We start from the raw sequence: 16,470 nt of genomic DNA, 5'->3' as shown, positions 1-16,470 counted from the left end.
CTGCTGCTCGCGTGCCGTCAGGCGACGCAGAGGCAGAACGGATGCCCGGCCGGGTCGAGGAAGACGCGGAACGTCGTGCCCGGCTGGTGCTCGTGCTTCGTCGCGCCGAGGGCGACGACCGCCGCCTCCGCCTCGTCGAGGTCGTCGACGCTCACGTCCAGGTGCATCTGCTGCGGGTGCTCCTGTCCGGGCCACTCAGGCGCGCGGTAGTCGTCGACCTGCTGGAAGCAGATGACCTGCCCGTGCTCGGCGCGGATCTCGTACCAGTCGTCCTCGTCGTCGCCGTCGGGGTGCACGGGCCAGTCGAGCAGCGCGCCGTAGAAGCGCGCGAGCGCTGCCGCATCGGGGCAGTCGATGACGAGCGAGGGGTGCTGAGCGATGGCCATGGCGAGAGGCTACCGACGGCGACCCGCGGGCGGAACCCCGCATCCGCCCGGCGGACCCGTGCGGCTCAGAAGCCGTGGATGAGCGGGAAGATCGGCAGCGCCTCCGGATGGTGCGCGTGCACGATGACGAGGAAGACGACGGCGTCGAAGAGCAGGTGCACCGTCACGACGTAGAGGAGGTTCTTCGTCCAGGAGAAGATGGCGCCCTGCACGAGCGCGAACGGGATCGTCAGCAGCGGCCCCCACGACTGGTAGCCGAGCTCCCACAGGAACGACACGAAGATGCCGGCTTGCAGGATGTTCGCGATCCACGGGCGGAAGTGCCGCAGCAGCAGCGTGTAGACGGTGCAGATGAAGAACAGCTCGTCCCAGAGGCCCACCGCGTTCACGCCCATGAAGAGGCGCGCGATCATGTCGGCGTCCTCGACCGCCGGCCAGTTGCGGTAGACGCCGGAGGTGAGGAAGTAGAACGGCAGGATCAGGTAGGCCGCCAGCACCACGACGGCGATGTACGTCCACATGCGGCGGGTCCAGCGGCCGCCCTGCCACGGGAAGCGGATCGCGTGATCCTCGAAGGCCCAGCGGGTGATCGCGTACGGGATCAGGACGGCGCCGCCGAGCGCGACGGTGAACCGCAGGATGCCCTCGTTCGAGAGGTCGGCGTGGAGCGAGATGAAGCTGATCCAGGTGAGGGCGATCGCGATGATCGCCAGGTCCTGGCCGAGCTTGCGGGAGGCGCCGGCGCGGTCGGTGAGGATGCCGCCGACGACGCCGGCGACGAGCGGCAGGTAGCCCCAGTCGCTCAGCACCCAGAACAGCAGGATCGCGCCGAGCGTCACGAGGGCCGCTGGCACGATCGCGATCGCTCGCGTCGAGGTGCCCTCTGCCTGGATCCTCTCGGCTGCGATCGTCACGGGACCAGCCTAGGGATGCACGACCCAGCGCACCTGTCATCCGCTCGGATGATCCGCCATCCGACCGCCGATGCAAAGGCCCCCCGCGGCGGCCAGCGCCGGTGTGAGGTGGAACCATGCAGACCAACAGACTCGACGCCCACCAGCTCACCCACACCTACGGCGAGGGCAACTCGGCCGCCGCAGCGCTCGCGAACGTGAGCCTGACGATCGGTGCCGAGGGCCCGGAGGCCGTCGCGATCATGGGCCCCTCGGGCTCCGGCAAGTCGACCCTCCTCCACGTGCTCGCAGGCATCGTCGCCCCGGCCGACGGCCGCGTCGTCTGGCGCGGGCAGGATCTCGCCACCATGCGCGACGGCCAGCGCACGAAGCTGCGCCGCAACGACTTCGGCTTCGTCTTCCAGTCCGGGCAGCTGCTGCCCGAGCTGCCGGCGATCGAGAACGTGGCCCTGCCGCTCATGCTCGGCGGCGGGCTGCGCTCGGGGGCAGAGGCCGCCGCCGGCGCCCTGCTCAACCGGCTCGGACTCGGCGGCATGCTGCATCGCCGGCCCGGCGAGCTCTCCGGCGGCCAGGCGCAGCGCGTGGCCATCGCCCGTGCGCTCGTCGGCAACCCGGGCATCGTCTTCGCCGACGAGCCCACCGGCGCGCTCGACCGCTCGACCGGCCAGGCCGTCATGGCGCTGCTCATCGGCGCGACGCTCGGCCACGGCGCCTCGCTCGTCGTCGTCACCCACGACCCCGAGGTCGCCGCCGCCTGCTCGCGCGTGATCCGCCTCGAGGACGGTCACGTCGTCAGCGACGGCCCGAACGAGCAGCGGGCGGATGCGCCGGTGCACGCGGCCGACGCCGGATACGTCCCCCAGGCGGCCGCGCCGGCCACCCAGGTGCAGCCGGCGCAGCTCGCGCAGGTGCAGGCAGCGCCGGGCCAGCCCACGCGCTGGGCCGCCGCGCCCCTGCCCGCGCATCCCGCTCCCTACGGCGAGCCCTCCTACGCAGACCCGCGCGGCGGCCAGCGCGTCGCGAACCCGATGCAGCAGTGGGGCACCGGCAGCATCGAGGCCGGGCGATGACCGCCATCAGGCTCTGGGCGCGCCTGCTGCGCGCCACCGGCCCGCGCGCGACCGACGTGCTGAGCGCCATCGCCTTCGCCTTCGCGACCGCGGCGCTGCTCGCCGTGCTCGGCGGCGTCAATGCCTTCCGCCTGCGCCTCGAGACCGGCGCCGTCGACGAGGCGAGCGGCTCCTTCGTGCTCACCCTCGCGTTCGTCGCCGCCGCCCTGCTGCTGCCCGCCGTGTGGACGCTCGCGCAGGCCGCCGTGCGGCTGGCGATCGCCCGCCGCGACGACCGGCTCGCGGCGCTGCGCCTCGCCGGCGCCACTCGCGGCCAGGTCAGCGCCATGGCGGTGCTCGACGCGGTCGCGCAGGCTCTCGTCGGCGTGCTCGTCGGCGCGATGCTCGCGCTCGCTGTCACGCCCGGCATCGCCAGGATCGAGTTCCAGGGGCTGCCGTTCACGGTCGCCGAGCTGCTGCCGCCCGCGTGGGTCTGGCTCGCGGCCGGCGGTGCCGTCATCCTGATCGCCCTCGGCGCCGCCCTCGCCTCGCTGCGCCGCGTGCACGTGACGCCGCTCGGCGTGGCGCAGCGCGTCACCGCCAAGCGCCTGTCCCTCTGGCGGATCGCGGGCTTCCTGCTGGTCGTCGCGGTCTACGTGGTCACGGTGGGCCTCGGGTGGATCCCGGTCGAGACGAGCGTCGCGATCGTGTTCATCGGCATCGTCGTGCTCGCCTACTCGCTCATCGGGCCGCTCGTGATCCAGGGCATCGCGTGGCTCGTCGCGAAGGGCGCCCGTCGCCCCGCGACGCTCCTCGCCGCGCGCCGGGTGGTCGACGACCCCCGCGGCGCCTTCAACATCGTCGGCGCCATGGCGATCGCCGTGATGGCCGGCGGGTTCGCCTCCATGGCGCCGGCGATGGCCGCCGGCGACGACCCGATGAGCCGCGACATGGCCACGGGCGCAGCCCTGACCATCGCGATCGCGGCCGTCCTCGGCGCCGTGCTGGCCGGCATCGCCCAGTCGGCGAAGGTGCTCGACCAGCGCCGCGAGCACCAGGCGATGCACAAGATGGGTGTCGACCTGCCCGTGATGCAGGGCGCGATCATGCGCCAGGTGACGCTGCCGCTGCTCGTCGCGGTCGGCGGCGCGGCCGGCATGGCGCTGCTGCTCATCCTGCCGACGATCGTCATCTGGTGGGACAACCCGAGCTCGGTGCTCACCTGGGCGGCCATGGCCGTCGGTGCGGTCGCCGTGACGCTCGGCGCCACCGCGTGCGCGCTGCCGCTCGTGCGCCGCGTGGCGACGGAGGCCGTGCCGGCCTAGGCGTGGACCAGGATCGGGGGACGCATCACGCGTCCCCGATCCTCGCTTCAGCGCGCGGGCAGCAGCGGCAGCACGTCCTCGGAGAACTGCTCGAGGAAGCGACGCTGATCCCCGCCCGGCCCGTGGAACACGAGGTGCGTGAACCCGAGCTCTGCGTAGTGGGCGATCGCGCCCGCGACCTCTGCCGCATCCGAACCCACGATCCAGCGCTTCGCGACCTGCTCGATCGGCAGCTCGTCGGCCAGCCGCTGCATCTCGATCGGGTCGTGCACGGAGTGCTTCTGCTCCTGCGAGAGCGACAGCGCAGCCCAGAAGCGAGTGTTGTGCAGGGCGGCGTCGGCGTCGCGGTCGTAGGAGACCTTGATCTCGATCATGCGTTCGACCTCGGAGGAGTCGCGCTCGGCCTTCGCGAGGCCCTCCTCGAGGTTCGCGACGATCGTGTCCCGGTAGTACTCGTCGCCCTTGCCCGAGGTGCAGATGTGCCCGTCGGCGAAGCGCGCCGCGTAGCGCGTCGTGGCGGGCCCGCCGCCGGCGACGTAGATCGGGATGGGCTGCTCGGGTCGGTCGTAGATCGTCGCGCCCGTGGTGCGGTAGTAGTCGCCCTCGAACTCCACGCGCTCCTCGCTCCACAGCCGGCGCATCAGGCGCACGGCCTCGCGCAGCCGCGCGAAGCGCTCCTTGAGCTCTGGCCACGGGACGCCGATGATCTGCTCGTTGAGCGCCTCCCCAGTGCCGATGCCGAGGATCAGGCGGCCCGGGTGCACCTGCCCGAGCGTCGCGAACTGCTGCGCGACGACCGCCGGGTGGTAGCGCAGGGTGGGTGTGAGCACCGAGGTGCCGAGCGTGAGCGTCGAGGTGCGCTCGAGCGCCATGCCGAGCCAGGCGACGGCGTTGGGCGCGTGGCCCTCGTCGTGTCGCCAGGGCTGCAGGTGATCGCTGATGAACGCGCTGTCGAGCCCGACCTGCTCGGCGAGCTGCACGAGCTCGAGCAGCTCCGCCGGGCTGAACTGCTCGGCGCTGGCCTTGTATCCGTACCGCATGGTGCCCAGTCAAGCAGGCCGGTGCTTCAGAGCCGCAGCGCCTGCATCTCGGCGTCGGGCGTGCCGAAGCGGTGCGCCGTGATCGAGATCGACTGCTCGCGCAGGAACGGCAGCAGCTCCACCCGGCCCTCCGCGGTCACCGGACCGTCGTAGACCGCGACCGTCGCGGTGCCCGCGAGCGCCGCCCGCAGCCCCGGGTCGGTGCCCACCAGGCGGATGCGCCGGAGCGGCTCGGTCACCCGGGTCAGGCCGAGCGCATCCACGTTCTCCACCGCCTGCAGCACGGAGCCGTCGGCGATCCGCGCGCGGAACTGCGCGTCGGTCTCCTCGACGAGCTCCTCGATGCGCACGTGCGGGATCGCCTGCTTGGACAGCTGCACGATGCGGCTCGGGACCTCGACGGCGGTCGACAGGCGCACGATGGCGCGCGTCCTGGCCGCGGCGACGAGCAGCCGCACGAGGTCGGCGACCGAGCCGTCGTCGGCGACGCGGATGAGGATGTCGGCCGGCCGGTAGCGCAGCACGTTGCGCTCGACGCCGAGCTCCGCCACGTCGCGAGGGGTGCCGAACTCGGCGTCCCACGCGGCCTGATCGCTGTTGGCGCCCGCACGCACGCGGTCGAACTCGAGGAAGTCGAGGGCGGGCGTCGCGGCCTCGATCAGCTCCGAGACGCGGCGGTCGAGCCCGTGCAGCCGCACGGAGGCGCGGGGCCCGCGGTCGATCGGCTCCCAGTCCACGAGCGTCGTCAGGGAGTTCGGCCCGCCCGCCTTCGCGCCCGGCCCGACCTGCGAGCGCTTCCAGCCGCCGAAGGGCTGGCGGCGCCAGATTGCACCGGTGATGCCGCGGTTGACGAACAGGTTGCCGGCGCGGACCTCGTCGATCCACTGCGCCACCTCCGCGGGATCGAGCGAGTGGATGCCCGCCGTCAGCCCGAGCTCGGTGGCGTTCTGCACGTCGATGGCCTCGTCGAGCGTCTCCACCTCGATGAGGGACAGGTGCGGCCCGAAGAGCTCGGTCAGGTGCGTCACCGAGCCAGGCTCGACGGCGTCGCGGATGCCGGGCGACCACAGGCGACCGGCATCGTCCAGCTGCTTCGGCTCGAGCAGCCACTCCTCACCCTCCTCGAGGGTCGTGAGCGCGCCGAGCAGCGCGCCGTGCGCCGGCTCGATGAGCGGTCCGATGTGCGTGCGCGTGTCGAGCGGGCTGCCGACGCGCAGCGTGGTCGCCGCGTCGACCAGCTGGCGTCGGAAGCGCTGCGAGTCGCCCACCGTGCCCACCATGATGACGACGGATGCCGCGGAGCACCGCTGCCCGGCGTGACCGAAGGCGCTCTGCACGATGTCGGCGGCCGCGAGCTCGAGATCGGCCGAGGGGGTGACGACGATGGCGTTCTTGCCGCTCGTCGCGGCGAGCAGCGGCAGCTCGGGTCGCCACGAGGTGAACAGCTCGGCCGTCTGGGTCGAGCCGGTCAGGATCACGCGCCCGACGGCGGGGTGCGCGACCAGCTGGCGCGAGAGCTCGCCCTCCTCCACGTCGCACAGCACGAGCACCTCGCGCGGCACGCCCGCCTGCCAGAGCGCCTCGACCATGACGGCCGCGGAGCGGCGGGCCTGCGGGGCGGGCTTGAGGATGACGGCCGAGCCGGTCGCGAGCGCCGCGGTCACGCCGCCGGCGGCGATGGCGACGGGCGAGCTCCACGGCGGCGTCACGACGGTGAGCGCCACCGGCCGCGGCGAGGCATCCTCGATCCGGTCGAGCTCGAGCGCCTGCTCGGCGGAGCAGCGGGCGAAGTCGATCGCCTCCGAGACCTCCGGGTCGGCATCGGCGAGCGTCGTGCCCGTCTCGGCCATCATGATCTCGATCAGCCTGCCGCGGTAGGCGCCGAGCGCCTCTGCCGCGTCGCGCAGCACCCGCGCGCGGCTCTCGGCGCCCAGCCCGGCCCATCCGCTCGCCGCCTGCGCGGCGCGGTCGATGCGGCGCTCGAGGGTCGGCCAGTCCTCGATGCGGTTGAGCTCGAGCGTGCGCAGGCCGAGCTCGCTGGTCGCGGCGCGCTGCACGACCTGGCGCGCCCAGTCGCGGTTCGCGGCCAGCGCCGGGTCGGTGTCGGGCTCGTTGGCGAAGCCGGTCGGATGCGCCATGGCCGCCTGTAGGTCGCCGGCGCGATCCTGCGTGCGGGTCGGATGCGGCGCCTCCCCCTCGGCGCGCGCCGCATCCTCGCGGCGCATGAGCGCGAGCGAGCCGAGGAACCTGGCCTGCTCGCGCTCGAGCACGGCAGGGTCGGCGAGCTCGAACATGCTCGACACGAAGTTGCTGTCCGCTGCGCTCTCCTCCAGCCGGCGGATCAGGTAGGGGACCGCGGCGTCGAATCGGTCGGGGTGCACGACGGGGGTGGAGAGCACGAGGTTCGGGAAGAGCTCGCGCACGGCCTCGCGGTGATCGGCAGCCATGCCGAGCAGCATCTCGGCGTCGACGCGCTGGTGCGTGCCGTGGTGGCGGGCGAGCTCAGCGGCGTAGGCGAGGTCGAAGAGGTTGTGGCTGGCGACTCCGACGCGCACGGCGAAGGCGTTCTCGGGCAGCAGCGCCTCGTGCAGCACGCGCTTGAAGTTCGCGTCGCTCGACTCCTTCGAGGGCAGCACCGCGAGCGGCCAGCCGTGGAGCGCCGCGTCGACGCGCTCCATGGCGATGTTCGCGCCCTTCACGAGCCGCACCTTGATGCCGGCGCCGCCCTGCGCGCGGCGCTGCTTGGCGAAGGCGGCGAGGCGGCGGTAGGCGGCGAGCGCGTCGGGCAGATATGCCTGCAGCACGATGCCCGCCTCGAGCCGCGCGAGCTCTGGCCGCATGAGCAACCGCTCGAACACCGCGATCGTGACGTCGAGGTCGCGGTACTCGTGCATGTCGAGGGTGATGAGCTTCGGTGCGCTCGGCTGGGCGGCGAGCCGGTAGAGCGGCAGCAGGCGCTCGACCGCCAGCTCGACCGTCTCGTCGAACGCCCACAGCTGCAGCTGCGGCACCACCGACGAGACCTGCACGGAGACGTGGTCGACGTCGTCGCGCCGCAGCAGCTCCATCGTGCGCTCGAGGCGGTCGGCTGCCGCCTCGTCGCCGAGCACGGCCTCGCCGAGCAGGGTGATGCTGAGGCGGTTGCCCTCCTCGCGCAGCTTGGCGAGCGGCTTCGCGAGTCGCGCGGGGCTCGCGTCGATGACGAGGTGCGAGACGATCTCGCGCATCGCGCGCTTCACCACGGGGATGATCAGCTTCGGCGTCACGATGCCGAAGCCGCCGCCGAGCGTGACGCCGAGCTTGAGGTACCAGTCGAGGAAGCCCGGGATGTCGCGGCTGAGCTCCTCGAAGTTGCGAGCGCCGATGCGCGGGTCCTCGGGACGCACGACCTTGTCGACGAAGCCGACCGCGAAGGCGAGGCCCTGCGGATCCCCCAGCAGGCCAGCGAGCCGCTCCTCCGCCTTGTCGCGCTTGCCGGACGCGGGGCGGGCGATCCAGGTGCGGACTCGCTCGATGGCGGCCGCCGCGAAGGGGTCGTCGTCGCCGCTCGCGGGGGCCGGGGGCACGGGTGCGGCTGCGGGGGGTGCGGGCTCGGGCTCGGCCTCCGGCTCCGGCTCCGGCTCCGGCTCCGGCTCGGGCTGCGGCTCGGGCTGCGGCTCCGGGGCGGGCTCCGGCTCGGGCTCCGGCACCTCCACCTGCGCCGCCTCGGGCTCCGGCACCTCCACCTGCGCCGCCTCGGGCACCGGCGCGAGCGACGCGGCACGCAGCTCGGCGTCGAGCTCGAGCGCATCCATCTGCACGGTCGGCACATCGGCCACGTCGGCAGAGAGCGACCAGCCAGCGGGCGGGGCATCGACCGACCGCGGGATGCGCGGCACCTCGACGGGCTCGTACGGCGCGACCGCGCGCGCCCACGTGGCGTCGTCGATCTCGAAGGCGGGGCCGGTGCTGAGCGGCACGGGCTCGAAGGCCTCGCCCTGGTGCGACGGCGTCGGCGCGGACTGGCTCGCTGCCGGCTGCTCCTGCGCCGGCTCGTCGGCGCTCGCGTGCTGTGGTGCAGCATCCCCCGACGCGGTCGGATGATCCTGGTCCGCCGCCTCGATGCCCTCCTTGATGAGCGCGTCGAAGTCGTCGTCCCTGGGCTGCTGGGTCATGCCGCATATCGTATGCGTGCGGGCCCCAGCCGCGTCGTCGCACCGGGGCGGGCCGACGCATCCGTCGTCGCACGAGGAGAGAGCATGGCCAGCGCAGCATCCAGCCGAAGGACCGGCAGCACGGGCCGGCCGCCGCGGGTCGCCGTCATCGGCGGAGGCCACAACGGCCTCACCGCCGCCGCCTACCTCGCCCGCGCGGGCGTCGAGGTGACGGTGCTCGAACGGCTGCCGCACCCCGGCGGCGCAGCGGTGTCGACCGACGGCTTCGCGGGCCTCGACGCGCGATTGTCGCGCTACTCCTACCTCGTCAGCCTCATGCCGAAGCAGATCATCGATGATCTGGGGCTCGACGTGCGGCTCGCCCGGCGGCGCTACTCGAGCTACACGCCGCTGCCCGATGCCCTGCTGCGCGGCCCCGCAGCGTCAGGGCGAAGGCCCGGGCTGCTCATCGACGCCGGCGACGAGGCGGCGACTCGCGCGTCGTTCGCGGCGATCGGCGCCGCGAGCGATGCCGATGGCTTCGCGTCCTTCTCCGACCGCACGACGCGCCTCGCCGCCTCGCTCTTCCCGACGCTGACCCGGCCCCTGCCCACCGCGGCCGCGGCGCGCGAAGCCGCGGGAGGCGCATCCGCCTGGTCCGAGATCGTCGACGCTCCGATCAGCGACGCGATCGAGCGCGCCGTCGACCACGACCTCGTGCGCGGCGTCATCGCGACCGACGCGCTCATCGGCACCTTCGCGGCGCTCGACGATCCGGGGCTCGAGCAGAACCGCTGCCTGCTCTACCACGTCATCGGCGGCGGCACCGGGGACTGGGACGTGCCGATCGGCGGCATGGGGCGGGTCTCCGGCGGCCTCGAGGCCGCGGCGCGCGCTGCCGGCGCCTCGATCATCACGGGGGTGACCGTCACCCGCGTCACGCCGGACGGCGAGGTCACCTGGGAGGAGCGGATCGGCGGGCTGCCGCTGGAGAGCGCGGGCCTGCCGACCGGCACCGAGCTGACGGCGCAGTTCGACCTGGTGCTCTCGGCGGTCGCGCCGCACGTGCTCGCCCGGCTGCTGGGTGACGAGGCGCCGGCGACCGAGCGGCCCGAGGGCGCGCAGGTGAAGGTCAACATGCTGCTGCGGCGGCTGCCGCGCCTGCGCGACGACGTCTCGTCCGAGGCGGCCTTCGGCGGCACCTTCCACATCAACGAGGCCTACTCGCAGCTCGGTGCCGCGCACGCGAGCGCGAGCGGCGGCGGCATCCCCGCCCCCCTGCCGTGCGAGATCTACTGCCACTCGCTCACCGATCCGACGATCCTCGGCGACGAGCTGCGCGCATCCGGCGCCCACACGCTCACCGTCTTCGGGCTGCACGTGCCGGACCGGCTGCTGACGAGCGAGAACAACGAGCGGATGCGCGCCGAGCTCGAGCGCGCGGCGCTGGCCTCGCTCGACTCGGTGCTCGCCGAGCCCATCGAGCCGTTGCTGCTCGAGGGGGTCGGGGGCGCCGGCCGCGCGATCGAGACGAAGACGACGCGCGACATCGAGGAGGCGCTCGCGATGCCGGGCGGCAACATCTTCCACGGGCCGCTGTCCTGGCCGTGGCTCGAGGCAGAGCCCGAGAGTCCTGCGGCGGCGTGGGGCGTCGAGACGGCCCACCCGCGCGTGCTGCTCGCCGGCTCCGGCGCGCGGCGCGGCGGCGCGGTCTCCGGCATCGGTGGCCACAACGCCGCCCATGCGGCGCTGGAGCTGCTCGCGGAGCGCCTGTGACGCGGCGCGCCGACCGCCTCGGGCGCGGGCACCTGTCCTCCAACCGGTGACAGCGTTGCCCGACCGAACGATCAGCTCGACGCCACGCAGGGCCGGTTGAACGACCGCGGGCCGCGCGGCGAAGCCAGCGTCGCGGCCGCGCAGCGCGCAGCTATCGGGGCGTGCGGCCCGACCAGCTCGAGGGCGCGGGCAGGCGGTTCGAGGGCAGCCGGTTCGTCTCGGCCCAGTCGCGCACCCGCTCGTCGAGCTCCGGCAGCGCTACGCGGACGCCGGCCGCCTCCAGCACCTCCACGACGCGCGCGACGGGCGCCGTGCCGACGCCCTTCTCGATGAAGCGCCCCTGCACGATGCCGCGCGCGTGCAGCTCCCCGTCGACGACGAAGCGCTGCTGCAGGTAGACGGCCCGCTCGTCGGCGCCGAGCACGGCCGTCTCGATGTCGAAGCGCTGCCACAGGTCGAGCGAGCGGCGGTAGACCATCGTCGACTGCCCGACCACCGCATAGATGCCCGCTCGCTCGAGCGCCGCCTGCATGCCGGTGCGCACCGTCATGTCGACGCGGGCGAGATCCATGTACGAGGGGTAGCGGCCGTTGTTCATGTGCCCGAGCAGGTCGATGTCGGTCGGCAGCACCACGAACGGCGTGCGCGCCACCTCGTCGAGTCCGAGCGCAGGGCGCCCCTTGCTCTTCACGGTCATCGCCAGCAGCCACTGCACCCACATGTTCACGTGAGCATCCTGCCCGAGCCGTGCAGAGCATCCGCCGTCGTTTGGGAGAATCGAACAATGCACAAGGTGCTGCTCTACTACCGCTTCACGCCGATCGCTGACCCCGAGGCGGTGCGGCTGTGGCAGCGCGCGCTCTGCGAGCAGCTCGGGCTGACCGGCCGCATCATCGTCTCGCCGCACGGCATCAACGGCACGGTCGGCGGCGTGACGGATGCGCTGCAGCGCTACGCGCGCGCCACCAGGGAGTACTCGGGGTTCCGTGGCATGGACATCAAGTGGTCGAGCGGCACCGGCGCCGACTTCCCGCGGCTGAGCGTCAAGGTGCGCGACGAGATCGTGACCTTCGGCGCGCCCGACGAGCTCGAGGTCGACGCGGACGGGGTCGTCGGCGGCGGCACGCACCTGAAGCCGGGTGAGCTGCACGAGCTGGTCGAGCGCCGCGACGACGTGGTGTTCTTCGACGGGCGCAACCGCTTCGAGGCCGAGGTCGGGCGCTTCAAGGGCGCGATCGTGCCCGACGTCGAGACGACGCGCGACTTCGTCGACCTGCTCGACTCCGGCGCCTACGACCACCTGAAGGACAAGCCGATCGTGACCTACTGCACAGGCGGCGTGCGCTGCGAGGTGCTGTCGTCGCTGATGGCGAAGCGCGGCTTCCAGGAGGTCTACCAACTGGACGGCGGCATCGTCCGCTACGGCGAGAGCTTCGGCAACCGCGGCCTCTGGGAGGGCTCGCTCTACGTCTTCGACCAGCGCCAGACGGTGTCGTTCGGGGCGGATGCGGCTGTGATCGGCTCGTGCGCGAGCTGCGGGGCGCCGACGGGCGACATGGGCAACTGCCGCCTGTGGTCGTGCCGCACGCAGGTGCCGGTCTGCGACGCGTGCGAGCCGGCGTGCGCCGAGCACGTCGCGGTCGCCTGAGGCTCCGGCTGCGGCCGGTGCGCCGCGCGGCGACGGCTACGCTGACGACATGGGCGATGGCGACATCACGATCCGGCGAGCGGCCGCGGCAGACGCGGCCGTGCTGCAGCAGCTGATCGCCGCCCATCGCTCGGTCGACGAGGAGGACGAGAAGGTCGACCGCTACCGCGAGCGCCTCGAGGCCCTGGTCGTGAACGACGCGCACCACATCGTCGTCGCCGAGGCCGGCGGGCAGCTGCTCGGCTATGCCGCCGCGCAGGACTACGGCCCGGCGCCGCAGCGCGACTGGTCGATCGCCCGCATGCACGACCTGTGGGTGTCACCGGAGGCGCGGGGCCGCGGCGCGGGCACCGCGCTGTTCCGCGCGGTGCGGCAGTGGGCCGAGGAGCAGACCCGCATCCGGGTGCTCGAGTGGCAGTCGCTCGACGTCGCTGCCGAGTTCTACCGCAAGCTCGGGCTGGCCGGTGAGCGCGCCGATGCGGCCGAGCCGCGCGCGCTGTACGAGCTCGAGGTGCACCTGCCCTCGCGGGAGTGACCGGCTAGACCCGGCCCGTCACCTTGTCGATCGCCATCCGCAGGATGACGCGGTCCGCGGCGTCCGGCGGCGCCTGCTCCGAGGGGTTGCCGTAGTGGTTCTGCAGCTCCACGTAGAAGGCGCCCGTGGGATCCTCGATGACCCCGGCCAGGTGTCCGCGCAGCTCGACGTAGAGGTGCGGCTGCTCGGGATCGGTGATCGACAGGCTCATCGTCGGGTTCGCCTGCAGGTTCTTGTACTTCTGCCGCTTCGAGGTGTGCGTGAAGCGGATCTCGTCACCCACCACCTTGAACCACATCGGGTTCGACTGCGCCGACCCATCCGGCCGCACCGTCGCCAGGTGGGCGAACAGCGGCGCATCGGTCAGGTAGCGGTACTGCTCCGGGATGCTCGTCATGGCCTCAGCCTGCCAGGTGCTCTGCCGTCTCGCCCAGCCCGTCGAGCTGCCAGGCGAGGGTGCCGGCCGCCAGCGACACGGTCGAGACCGAGCAGTTCGGCAGGATCACGTCGGGCGTGACGTCGGGCACGAGCTGGCGCAGGAGCGACGTGATGAAGCCGCCGTGCGAGACGATCAGCACCTCGGCCTCGCCGTCGCCGGGCAGTGCGGCCGCAGCGGTGATGATGCGCTCGAGCGCGCGGTCAGCGCGCAGCACGGTCGCGGCGGCCTGCTCGGCCTGCCCGCTCGAGTCGAGCTTCGCGATGGTGTCGAACAGCCCGCGCCAGCCCACCTGCTCGCCGATGGTGCGCAGCGCGCTCAGCTCGCGGTCGACCTCGAAGCCGTGCTCGACGATGACCTCGCGCCAGACCTCGGATGCCGGTCGCTCCTCGTGCGAGCCGAAGTTCCACTCGCGCAGCAGCTCGGTGTGCTCGATCGGCGGCTGCGGGTCGAGGCGGGCGAGGATGCCCTCGGCCGTCGTGCGGGTGCGCTGCAGATCGGAGCAGAAGGCGAGGTCGAAGCGCTCGCGCGCGAGGTGCTCGGCGACCGCGGCGATCTGCTCGCGGCCGCGGTCGGTGATCGGCGAGTCGGACCAGCCCTGCATGAGGTGGCCGACGTTGTACTCGGTCTCGGCGTGCCGCACGATGCGCAGCCGCAGCGCGCGCCCCTCGGCCATCGCCGCCAGGTCCTCCGGCAGCTGCTGCTGATCCTCGGTCATCGCTTCCCCATCCTGTCGAGCATGTCGTTGTAGGCGTCGAGCTCGGCGCCGCCGTCGCGATCCGCGGCGCGGTCGATGCGCGTGCGCTCCTTCTTGTCGCCCTGCGCCCACATCACCACGGTCGTGATCGCGAGGATGACGGTCGGGATCTCGCCGACCGACCAGGCGATGCCCCCGCCCTCCTGCTGATCGCGCAGCGCGTCGATGCCGTCGCCCATCGCGCCGAACCAGTCGGAGAGCAGCAGCACCTCGCCGGACATGAGCGTGACGCCGAAGAAGGCGTGGAAGACCATCGCCCCCAGCAGCAGCACGAGGCGCAGCGCGTAGGGCGGGGGCGCAGGGCCCGGGTCGATGCCGATGATCGCCTGCACGAAGAGGTAGCCGGCGCCGACGAAGTGGACGACCATCCAGACGTGGCCGACGTGCTCCTCCATCGCCCAGCCGAAGATCGGCGTGTAGTAGAAGATCCAGAGGCTGAACACGAAGATCCCGGCGGAGACGATCGGATGCCCGACGACCTGCATGTACTTCGAGTGCACGATCGCGAGCAGCCACTCGCGGCCGCCGCGCGTGCCGTCGCGCCGCTTGGCGATGGCCCGCATCGCGAGGGTGATGGGCGCGCCGGGCACGAGCAGCACCGGCACGGCCATGCCGAGCAGCATGTGCACGAGCATGTGGAGCGAGAACTGGAACTCCTGGTAGACGTTCAGCGCGCCGTTCGTGCACCACCACAGCAGCAGGACGCCGGCCGACCAGGATGCGGTGCGCAGCACGGGCCAGCGGTCGCCGCGCTGCGTCAGCCGCCGCACGCCGGCGAGGTAGAAGAAGAGCAGCAGGGCGCAGACGACCGACCAGAGCGGGTCGAGCGACCACTCGGTGAGCAGCCGCCCGGCGTCGAACGGCGGGGGCAGCGGCGTGCCGGTCAGGATCTCGGCGGGCGTCGCCTCGAGGCCCGGCGGCGTCTCGGGCACGGGGGTGGCGGTGCGCGCGAGCCCCGCGGCGACGCCGGCGGTGATGCCCATCACCACGAGCTCGAGCGTGAGCACCATCGCGATCGCCCGGCCGCCCACCCGCTCGCCGAGCGTCTTCGCGGGGCGCAGCAGGCGCATCCGCTGCCAGGCGCCGAAGCCGCCGAGCACCACGAGCAGCACGGCCTTCGCGATCGAGAGGATGCCGTAGTCGCTGAACCAGTCGCCCTCCATGCGCACCCAGGAGGAGACGATGCCGGTGAACGCGACGACCCCGAAGCTCACGGCCGCGAGGCTCGAATAGCGCAGCAGCACGTCGCTGTAGGCGGCGTTCGGGGCCGTGTCCTGCGCCGCGGCCCCGCTCGGAGCGGGCGCGCCGTCGCGGCCGCGCACCAGCAGGCCGAGGTGCAGCAGGCCACCGAGCCAGATCGAGACGAACAGCAGGTGCAGCAGCAGCGACGAGACCGCGAGGGTGTGACCGGCGGTGCCGCCGGCGTGGCCGCCCGAGGCGATGAACCAGAGCGGCACGAGCCACCCGACCACCGCGAACGCCACCGAGACGGGCCCTCGCGCCACGAGCAGCACGACCGTGAGCAGCGCGAGCGAGAGGAGGGTGGCGAGCAGCAGCCTGCCCGTCTCGACCTGGATGAAGTAGAACTGCAGCAGCGCACCGAACTCGTTGGTCGCCGAGACGGGGTTCGTGACCGCGGTGCGGAAGCCGCCCCAGGCGAGGAAGCCCTGCGCGACGGCGGCGATGCCGGTGGATGCGGCGGCGATGTCGAGCGTGCGGTTCCAGTCGCGGCTGCCGGGGCGGAGCGCGAAGCACGCGAGCACGAGGCCGCCGAACGCGCCGGCGATCGCGATGTTGCGCAGCATGCTCGCGATCGGCACGCCGTAGCGGACGCCGGCGCCCGGATCCTGGCTGGCGATCGGCAGCGGGTCTGCGCCTCCGCCGAAGTCGAGCGCCGCCCACGTCGCGACCAGCCCCGCGAGGATCGCGAGTGCCGGCGCGAGGAGACGGAGGCGCTGCACCTGACCAGGCTAGTCGCCGCCGACGACGCGCAGGGCCCCGCCGAGGTGGCGGGGCCCTGCGCGTGCTGTGTGGAGCGGTCTTACTTGACGGCTGCCTTGAGCTTCGAGCCAGCGGTCAGCTTGACGCGGTGGCCGGCAGCGATCTTGATCTCCTCGCCCGTCTGCGGGTTGCGGCCCGTGCGGGCAGCGGTCGCGGTGCGCTCGGCGCTGAAGAAGCCGGGGATCGAGACCTTGTCGCCGCCCTTGACGGCCTCCGACACCTCGTCGAAGAGCGCGTCGAGCACCGCGGTGACCTTCGCCTGCGAGAGGTCGGTCGATGCGGCGATCTTCGAAGCGAGGGTGGTCTTGTTGATGGTCTCAGCCATGATGTCCTCCTGGTGGTGGCATGTCCGTCCCGCCGAGGGGGCGGGCATTCGCCGGGGCCCGTGAGGCTCCGACCACACATGAACGTAGCCCGGGGGCTCGTGATCGGCCGGAGGAACACCCCGACACGCCGCGAATTCCGCGTGT

Annotated in this window: 14 protein-coding genes; 5 read left to right on the top strand and 9 right to left on the bottom strand. The window is 72.8% G+C overall.

Annotated features, from left to right (window positions below; translation table 11 throughout):
• Positions 1-17 precede the first annotated feature (17 nt).
• Together BQ6202_RS13000 and BQ6202_RS12995 are read right to left on the bottom strand one after the other, a co-directional pair.
• Positions 18-386, bottom strand: coding sequence for a VOC family protein (locus tag BQ6202_RS13000; RefSeq protein ID WP_072314814.1), 369 nt, complete (start codon positions 384-386; stop codon positions 18-20).
• Positions 387-451: 65 nt separating this feature from the next.
• Positions 452-1,294, bottom strand: coding sequence for a CPBP family glutamic-type intramembrane protease (locus tag BQ6202_RS12995; RefSeq protein WP_200792295.1), 843 nt, complete (start codon positions 1,292-1,294; stop codon positions 452-454).
• A gap of 122 nt (positions 1,295-1,416) precedes the next feature.
• Between BQ6202_RS12995 and BQ6202_RS12990 the strand changes: the two genes are divergently transcribed.
• Together BQ6202_RS12990 and BQ6202_RS12985 are read left to right on the top strand one after the other, a co-directional pair.
• Positions 1,417-2,370 (top strand): ABC transporter ATP-binding protein, encoded by a 954-nt coding sequence (locus BQ6202_RS12990; RefSeq protein ID WP_072314813.1) that lies wholly within the window; start codon positions 1,417-1,419, stop codon positions 2,368-2,370.
• Positions 2,367-3,674 carry an FtsX-like permease family protein gene (locus tag BQ6202_RS12985; RefSeq protein ID WP_072314812.1) on the top strand — a complete coding sequence of 436 codons (1,308 nt, stop codon included), beginning with the start codon at positions 2,367-2,369 and terminating at the stop codon, positions 3,672-3,674. Before BQ6202_RS12990 ends, BQ6202_RS12985 begins: the two co-directional genes overlap by 4 nt.
• Positions 3,675-3,721: 47 nt before the next feature.
• Here the strand turns inward: BQ6202_RS12985 and fgd are convergent, their stop codons facing one another.
• Complete coding sequence (gene fgd, locus BQ6202_RS12980) at positions 3,722-4,714, bottom strand: glucose-6-phosphate dehydrogenase (coenzyme-F420) (RefSeq protein WP_072314811.1); 993 nt, start codon at positions 4,712-4,714, stop codon at positions 3,722-3,724.
• Between the two features lie 26 nt (positions 4,715-4,740).
• Positions 4,741-8,868 carry a bifunctional proline dehydrogenase/L-glutamate gamma-semialdehyde dehydrogenase gene (locus tag BQ6202_RS12975; RefSeq protein WP_234946214.1) on the bottom strand — a complete coding sequence of 1,376 codons (4,128 nt, stop codon included), beginning with the start codon at positions 8,866-8,868 and terminating at the stop codon, positions 4,741-4,743.
• 84 nt (positions 8,869-8,952) lie between these two features.
• On the opposite strand from BQ6202_RS12975, the gene BQ6202_RS12965 reads away from it, so the two are divergent.
• Positions 8,953-10,623: a phytoene desaturase family protein gene (locus BQ6202_RS12965; RefSeq protein WP_072314810.1), complete on the top strand. Its 1,671-nt coding sequence runs from the start codon at positions 8,953-8,955 to the stop codon at positions 10,621-10,623.
• Between the two features lie 151 nt (positions 10,624-10,774).
• On the opposite strand, the gene BQ6202_RS12960 is transcribed toward BQ6202_RS12965, so the two are convergent.
• The gene (locus BQ6202_RS12960; RefSeq protein ID WP_234946237.1) at positions 10,775-11,344 is read right to left on the bottom strand and encodes a thioesterase family protein; all 570 of its coding nucleotides are present in this window, start codon (positions 11,342-11,344) and stop codon (positions 10,775-10,777) included.
• Between the two features lie 63 nt (positions 11,345-11,407).
• On the opposite strand from BQ6202_RS12960, the gene trhO reads away from it, so the two are divergent.
• Together trhO and BQ6202_RS12950 are read left to right on the top strand one after the other, a co-directional pair.
• A complete protein-coding gene (gene trhO / locus BQ6202_RS12955; protein ID WP_072314808.1) occupies positions 11,408-12,271 on the top strand; it encodes an oxygen-dependent tRNA uridine(34) hydroxylase TrhO in 864 nt (287 codons plus the stop codon).
• A 49-nt stretch (positions 12,272-12,320) separates the two neighbouring features.
• Entirely contained in the window at positions 12,321-12,806 is a 486-nt protein-coding gene (locus BQ6202_RS12950; RefSeq protein WP_072314807.1) for a GNAT family N-acetyltransferase, read from the top strand.
• A gap of 4 nt (positions 12,807-12,810) precedes the next feature.
• On the opposite strand, the gene BQ6202_RS12945 is transcribed toward BQ6202_RS12950, so the two are convergent.
• The 4 genes from BQ6202_RS12945 to BQ6202_RS12930 form a co-directional block, all read right to left on the bottom strand.
• Positions 12,811-13,203 (bottom strand): PPOX class F420-dependent oxidoreductase, encoded by a 393-nt coding sequence (locus BQ6202_RS12945; RefSeq protein WP_072314806.1) that lies wholly within the window; start codon positions 13,201-13,203, stop codon positions 12,811-12,813.
• A gap of 4 nt (positions 13,204-13,207) precedes the next feature.
• A complete protein-coding gene (locus tag BQ6202_RS12940; protein WP_072314805.1) occupies positions 13,208-13,960 on the bottom strand; it encodes a histidine phosphatase family protein in 753 nt (250 codons plus the stop codon).
• Entirely contained in the window at positions 13,957-15,960 is a 2,004-nt protein-coding gene (locus BQ6202_RS12935) for a bifunctional copper resistance protein CopD/cytochrome c oxidase assembly protein (protein WP_072314804.1), read from the bottom strand. The genes BQ6202_RS12940 and BQ6202_RS12935 overlap by 4 nt, the downstream gene beginning before the upstream one ends.
• Before the next feature lie 80 nt (positions 15,961-16,040).
• The gene (locus BQ6202_RS12930) at positions 16,041-16,325 is read right to left on the bottom strand and encodes an HU family DNA-binding protein (RefSeq protein WP_072314803.1); all 285 of its coding nucleotides are present in this window, start codon (positions 16,323-16,325) and stop codon (positions 16,041-16,043) included.
• Positions 16,326-16,470: the final 145 nt, after the last annotated feature.

The sequence above is a fragment of the Agrococcus sp. Marseille-P2731 genome (genome assembly GCF_900117395.1).
Taxonomy (GTDB): Bacteria; Actinomycetota; Actinomycetes; order Actinomycetales; family Microbacteriaceae; genus Agrococcus.
The sequence above is the reverse complement of the archived record's forward strand: the minus strand, read 5'-3'. Positions and strand labels throughout refer to the sequence as shown.

Bases quoted from the DNA above. Each gene is read 5' to 3' on its own strand.
- BQ6202_RS13000 (WP_072314814.1), bottom strand. From the start codon at position 386: ATGGCCATCGCTCAGCACCCCTCGCTCGTCATCGACTGCCCCGATGCG.
- BQ6202_RS12990 (WP_072314813.1), top strand. From the start codon at position 1,417: ATGCAGACCAACAGACTCGACGCCCACCAGCTCACCCACACCTACGGC.
- BQ6202_RS12985 (WP_072314812.1), top strand. From the start codon at position 2,367: ATGACCGCCATCAGGCTCTGGGCGCGCCTGCTGCGCGCCACCGGCCCG.
- fgd (WP_072314811.1), bottom strand. From the start codon at position 4,714: ATGCGGTACGGATACAAGGCCAGCGCCGAGCAGTTCAGCCCGGCGGAG.
- BQ6202_RS12975 (WP_234946214.1), bottom strand. From the start codon at position 8,868: ATGACCCAGCAGCCCAGGGACGACGACTTCGACGCGCTCATCAAGGAG.
- BQ6202_RS12965 (WP_072314810.1), top strand. From the start codon at position 8,953: ATGGCCAGCGCAGCATCCAGCCGAAGGACCGGCAGCACGGGCCGGCCG.
- BQ6202_RS12960 (WP_234946237.1), bottom strand. From the start codon at position 11,344: ATGTGGGTGCAGTGGCTGCTGGCGATGACCGTGAAGAGCAAGGGGCGC.
- trhO (WP_072314808.1), top strand. From the start codon at position 11,408: ATGCACAAGGTGCTGCTCTACTACCGCTTCACGCCGATCGCTGACCCC.
- BQ6202_RS12950 (WP_072314807.1), top strand. From the start codon at position 12,321: ATGGGCGATGGCGACATCACGATCCGGCGAGCGGCCGCGGCAGACGCG.
- BQ6202_RS12945 (WP_072314806.1), bottom strand. From the start codon at position 13,203: ATGACGAGCATCCCGGAGCAGTACCGCTACCTGACCGATGCGCCGCTG.
- BQ6202_RS12940 (WP_072314805.1), bottom strand. From the start codon at position 13,960: ATGACCGAGGATCAGCAGCAGCTGCCGGAGGACCTGGCGGCGATGGCC.
- BQ6202_RS12930 (WP_072314803.1), bottom strand. From the start codon at position 16,325: ATGGCTGAGACCATCAACAAGACCACCCTCGCTTCGAAGATCGCCGCA.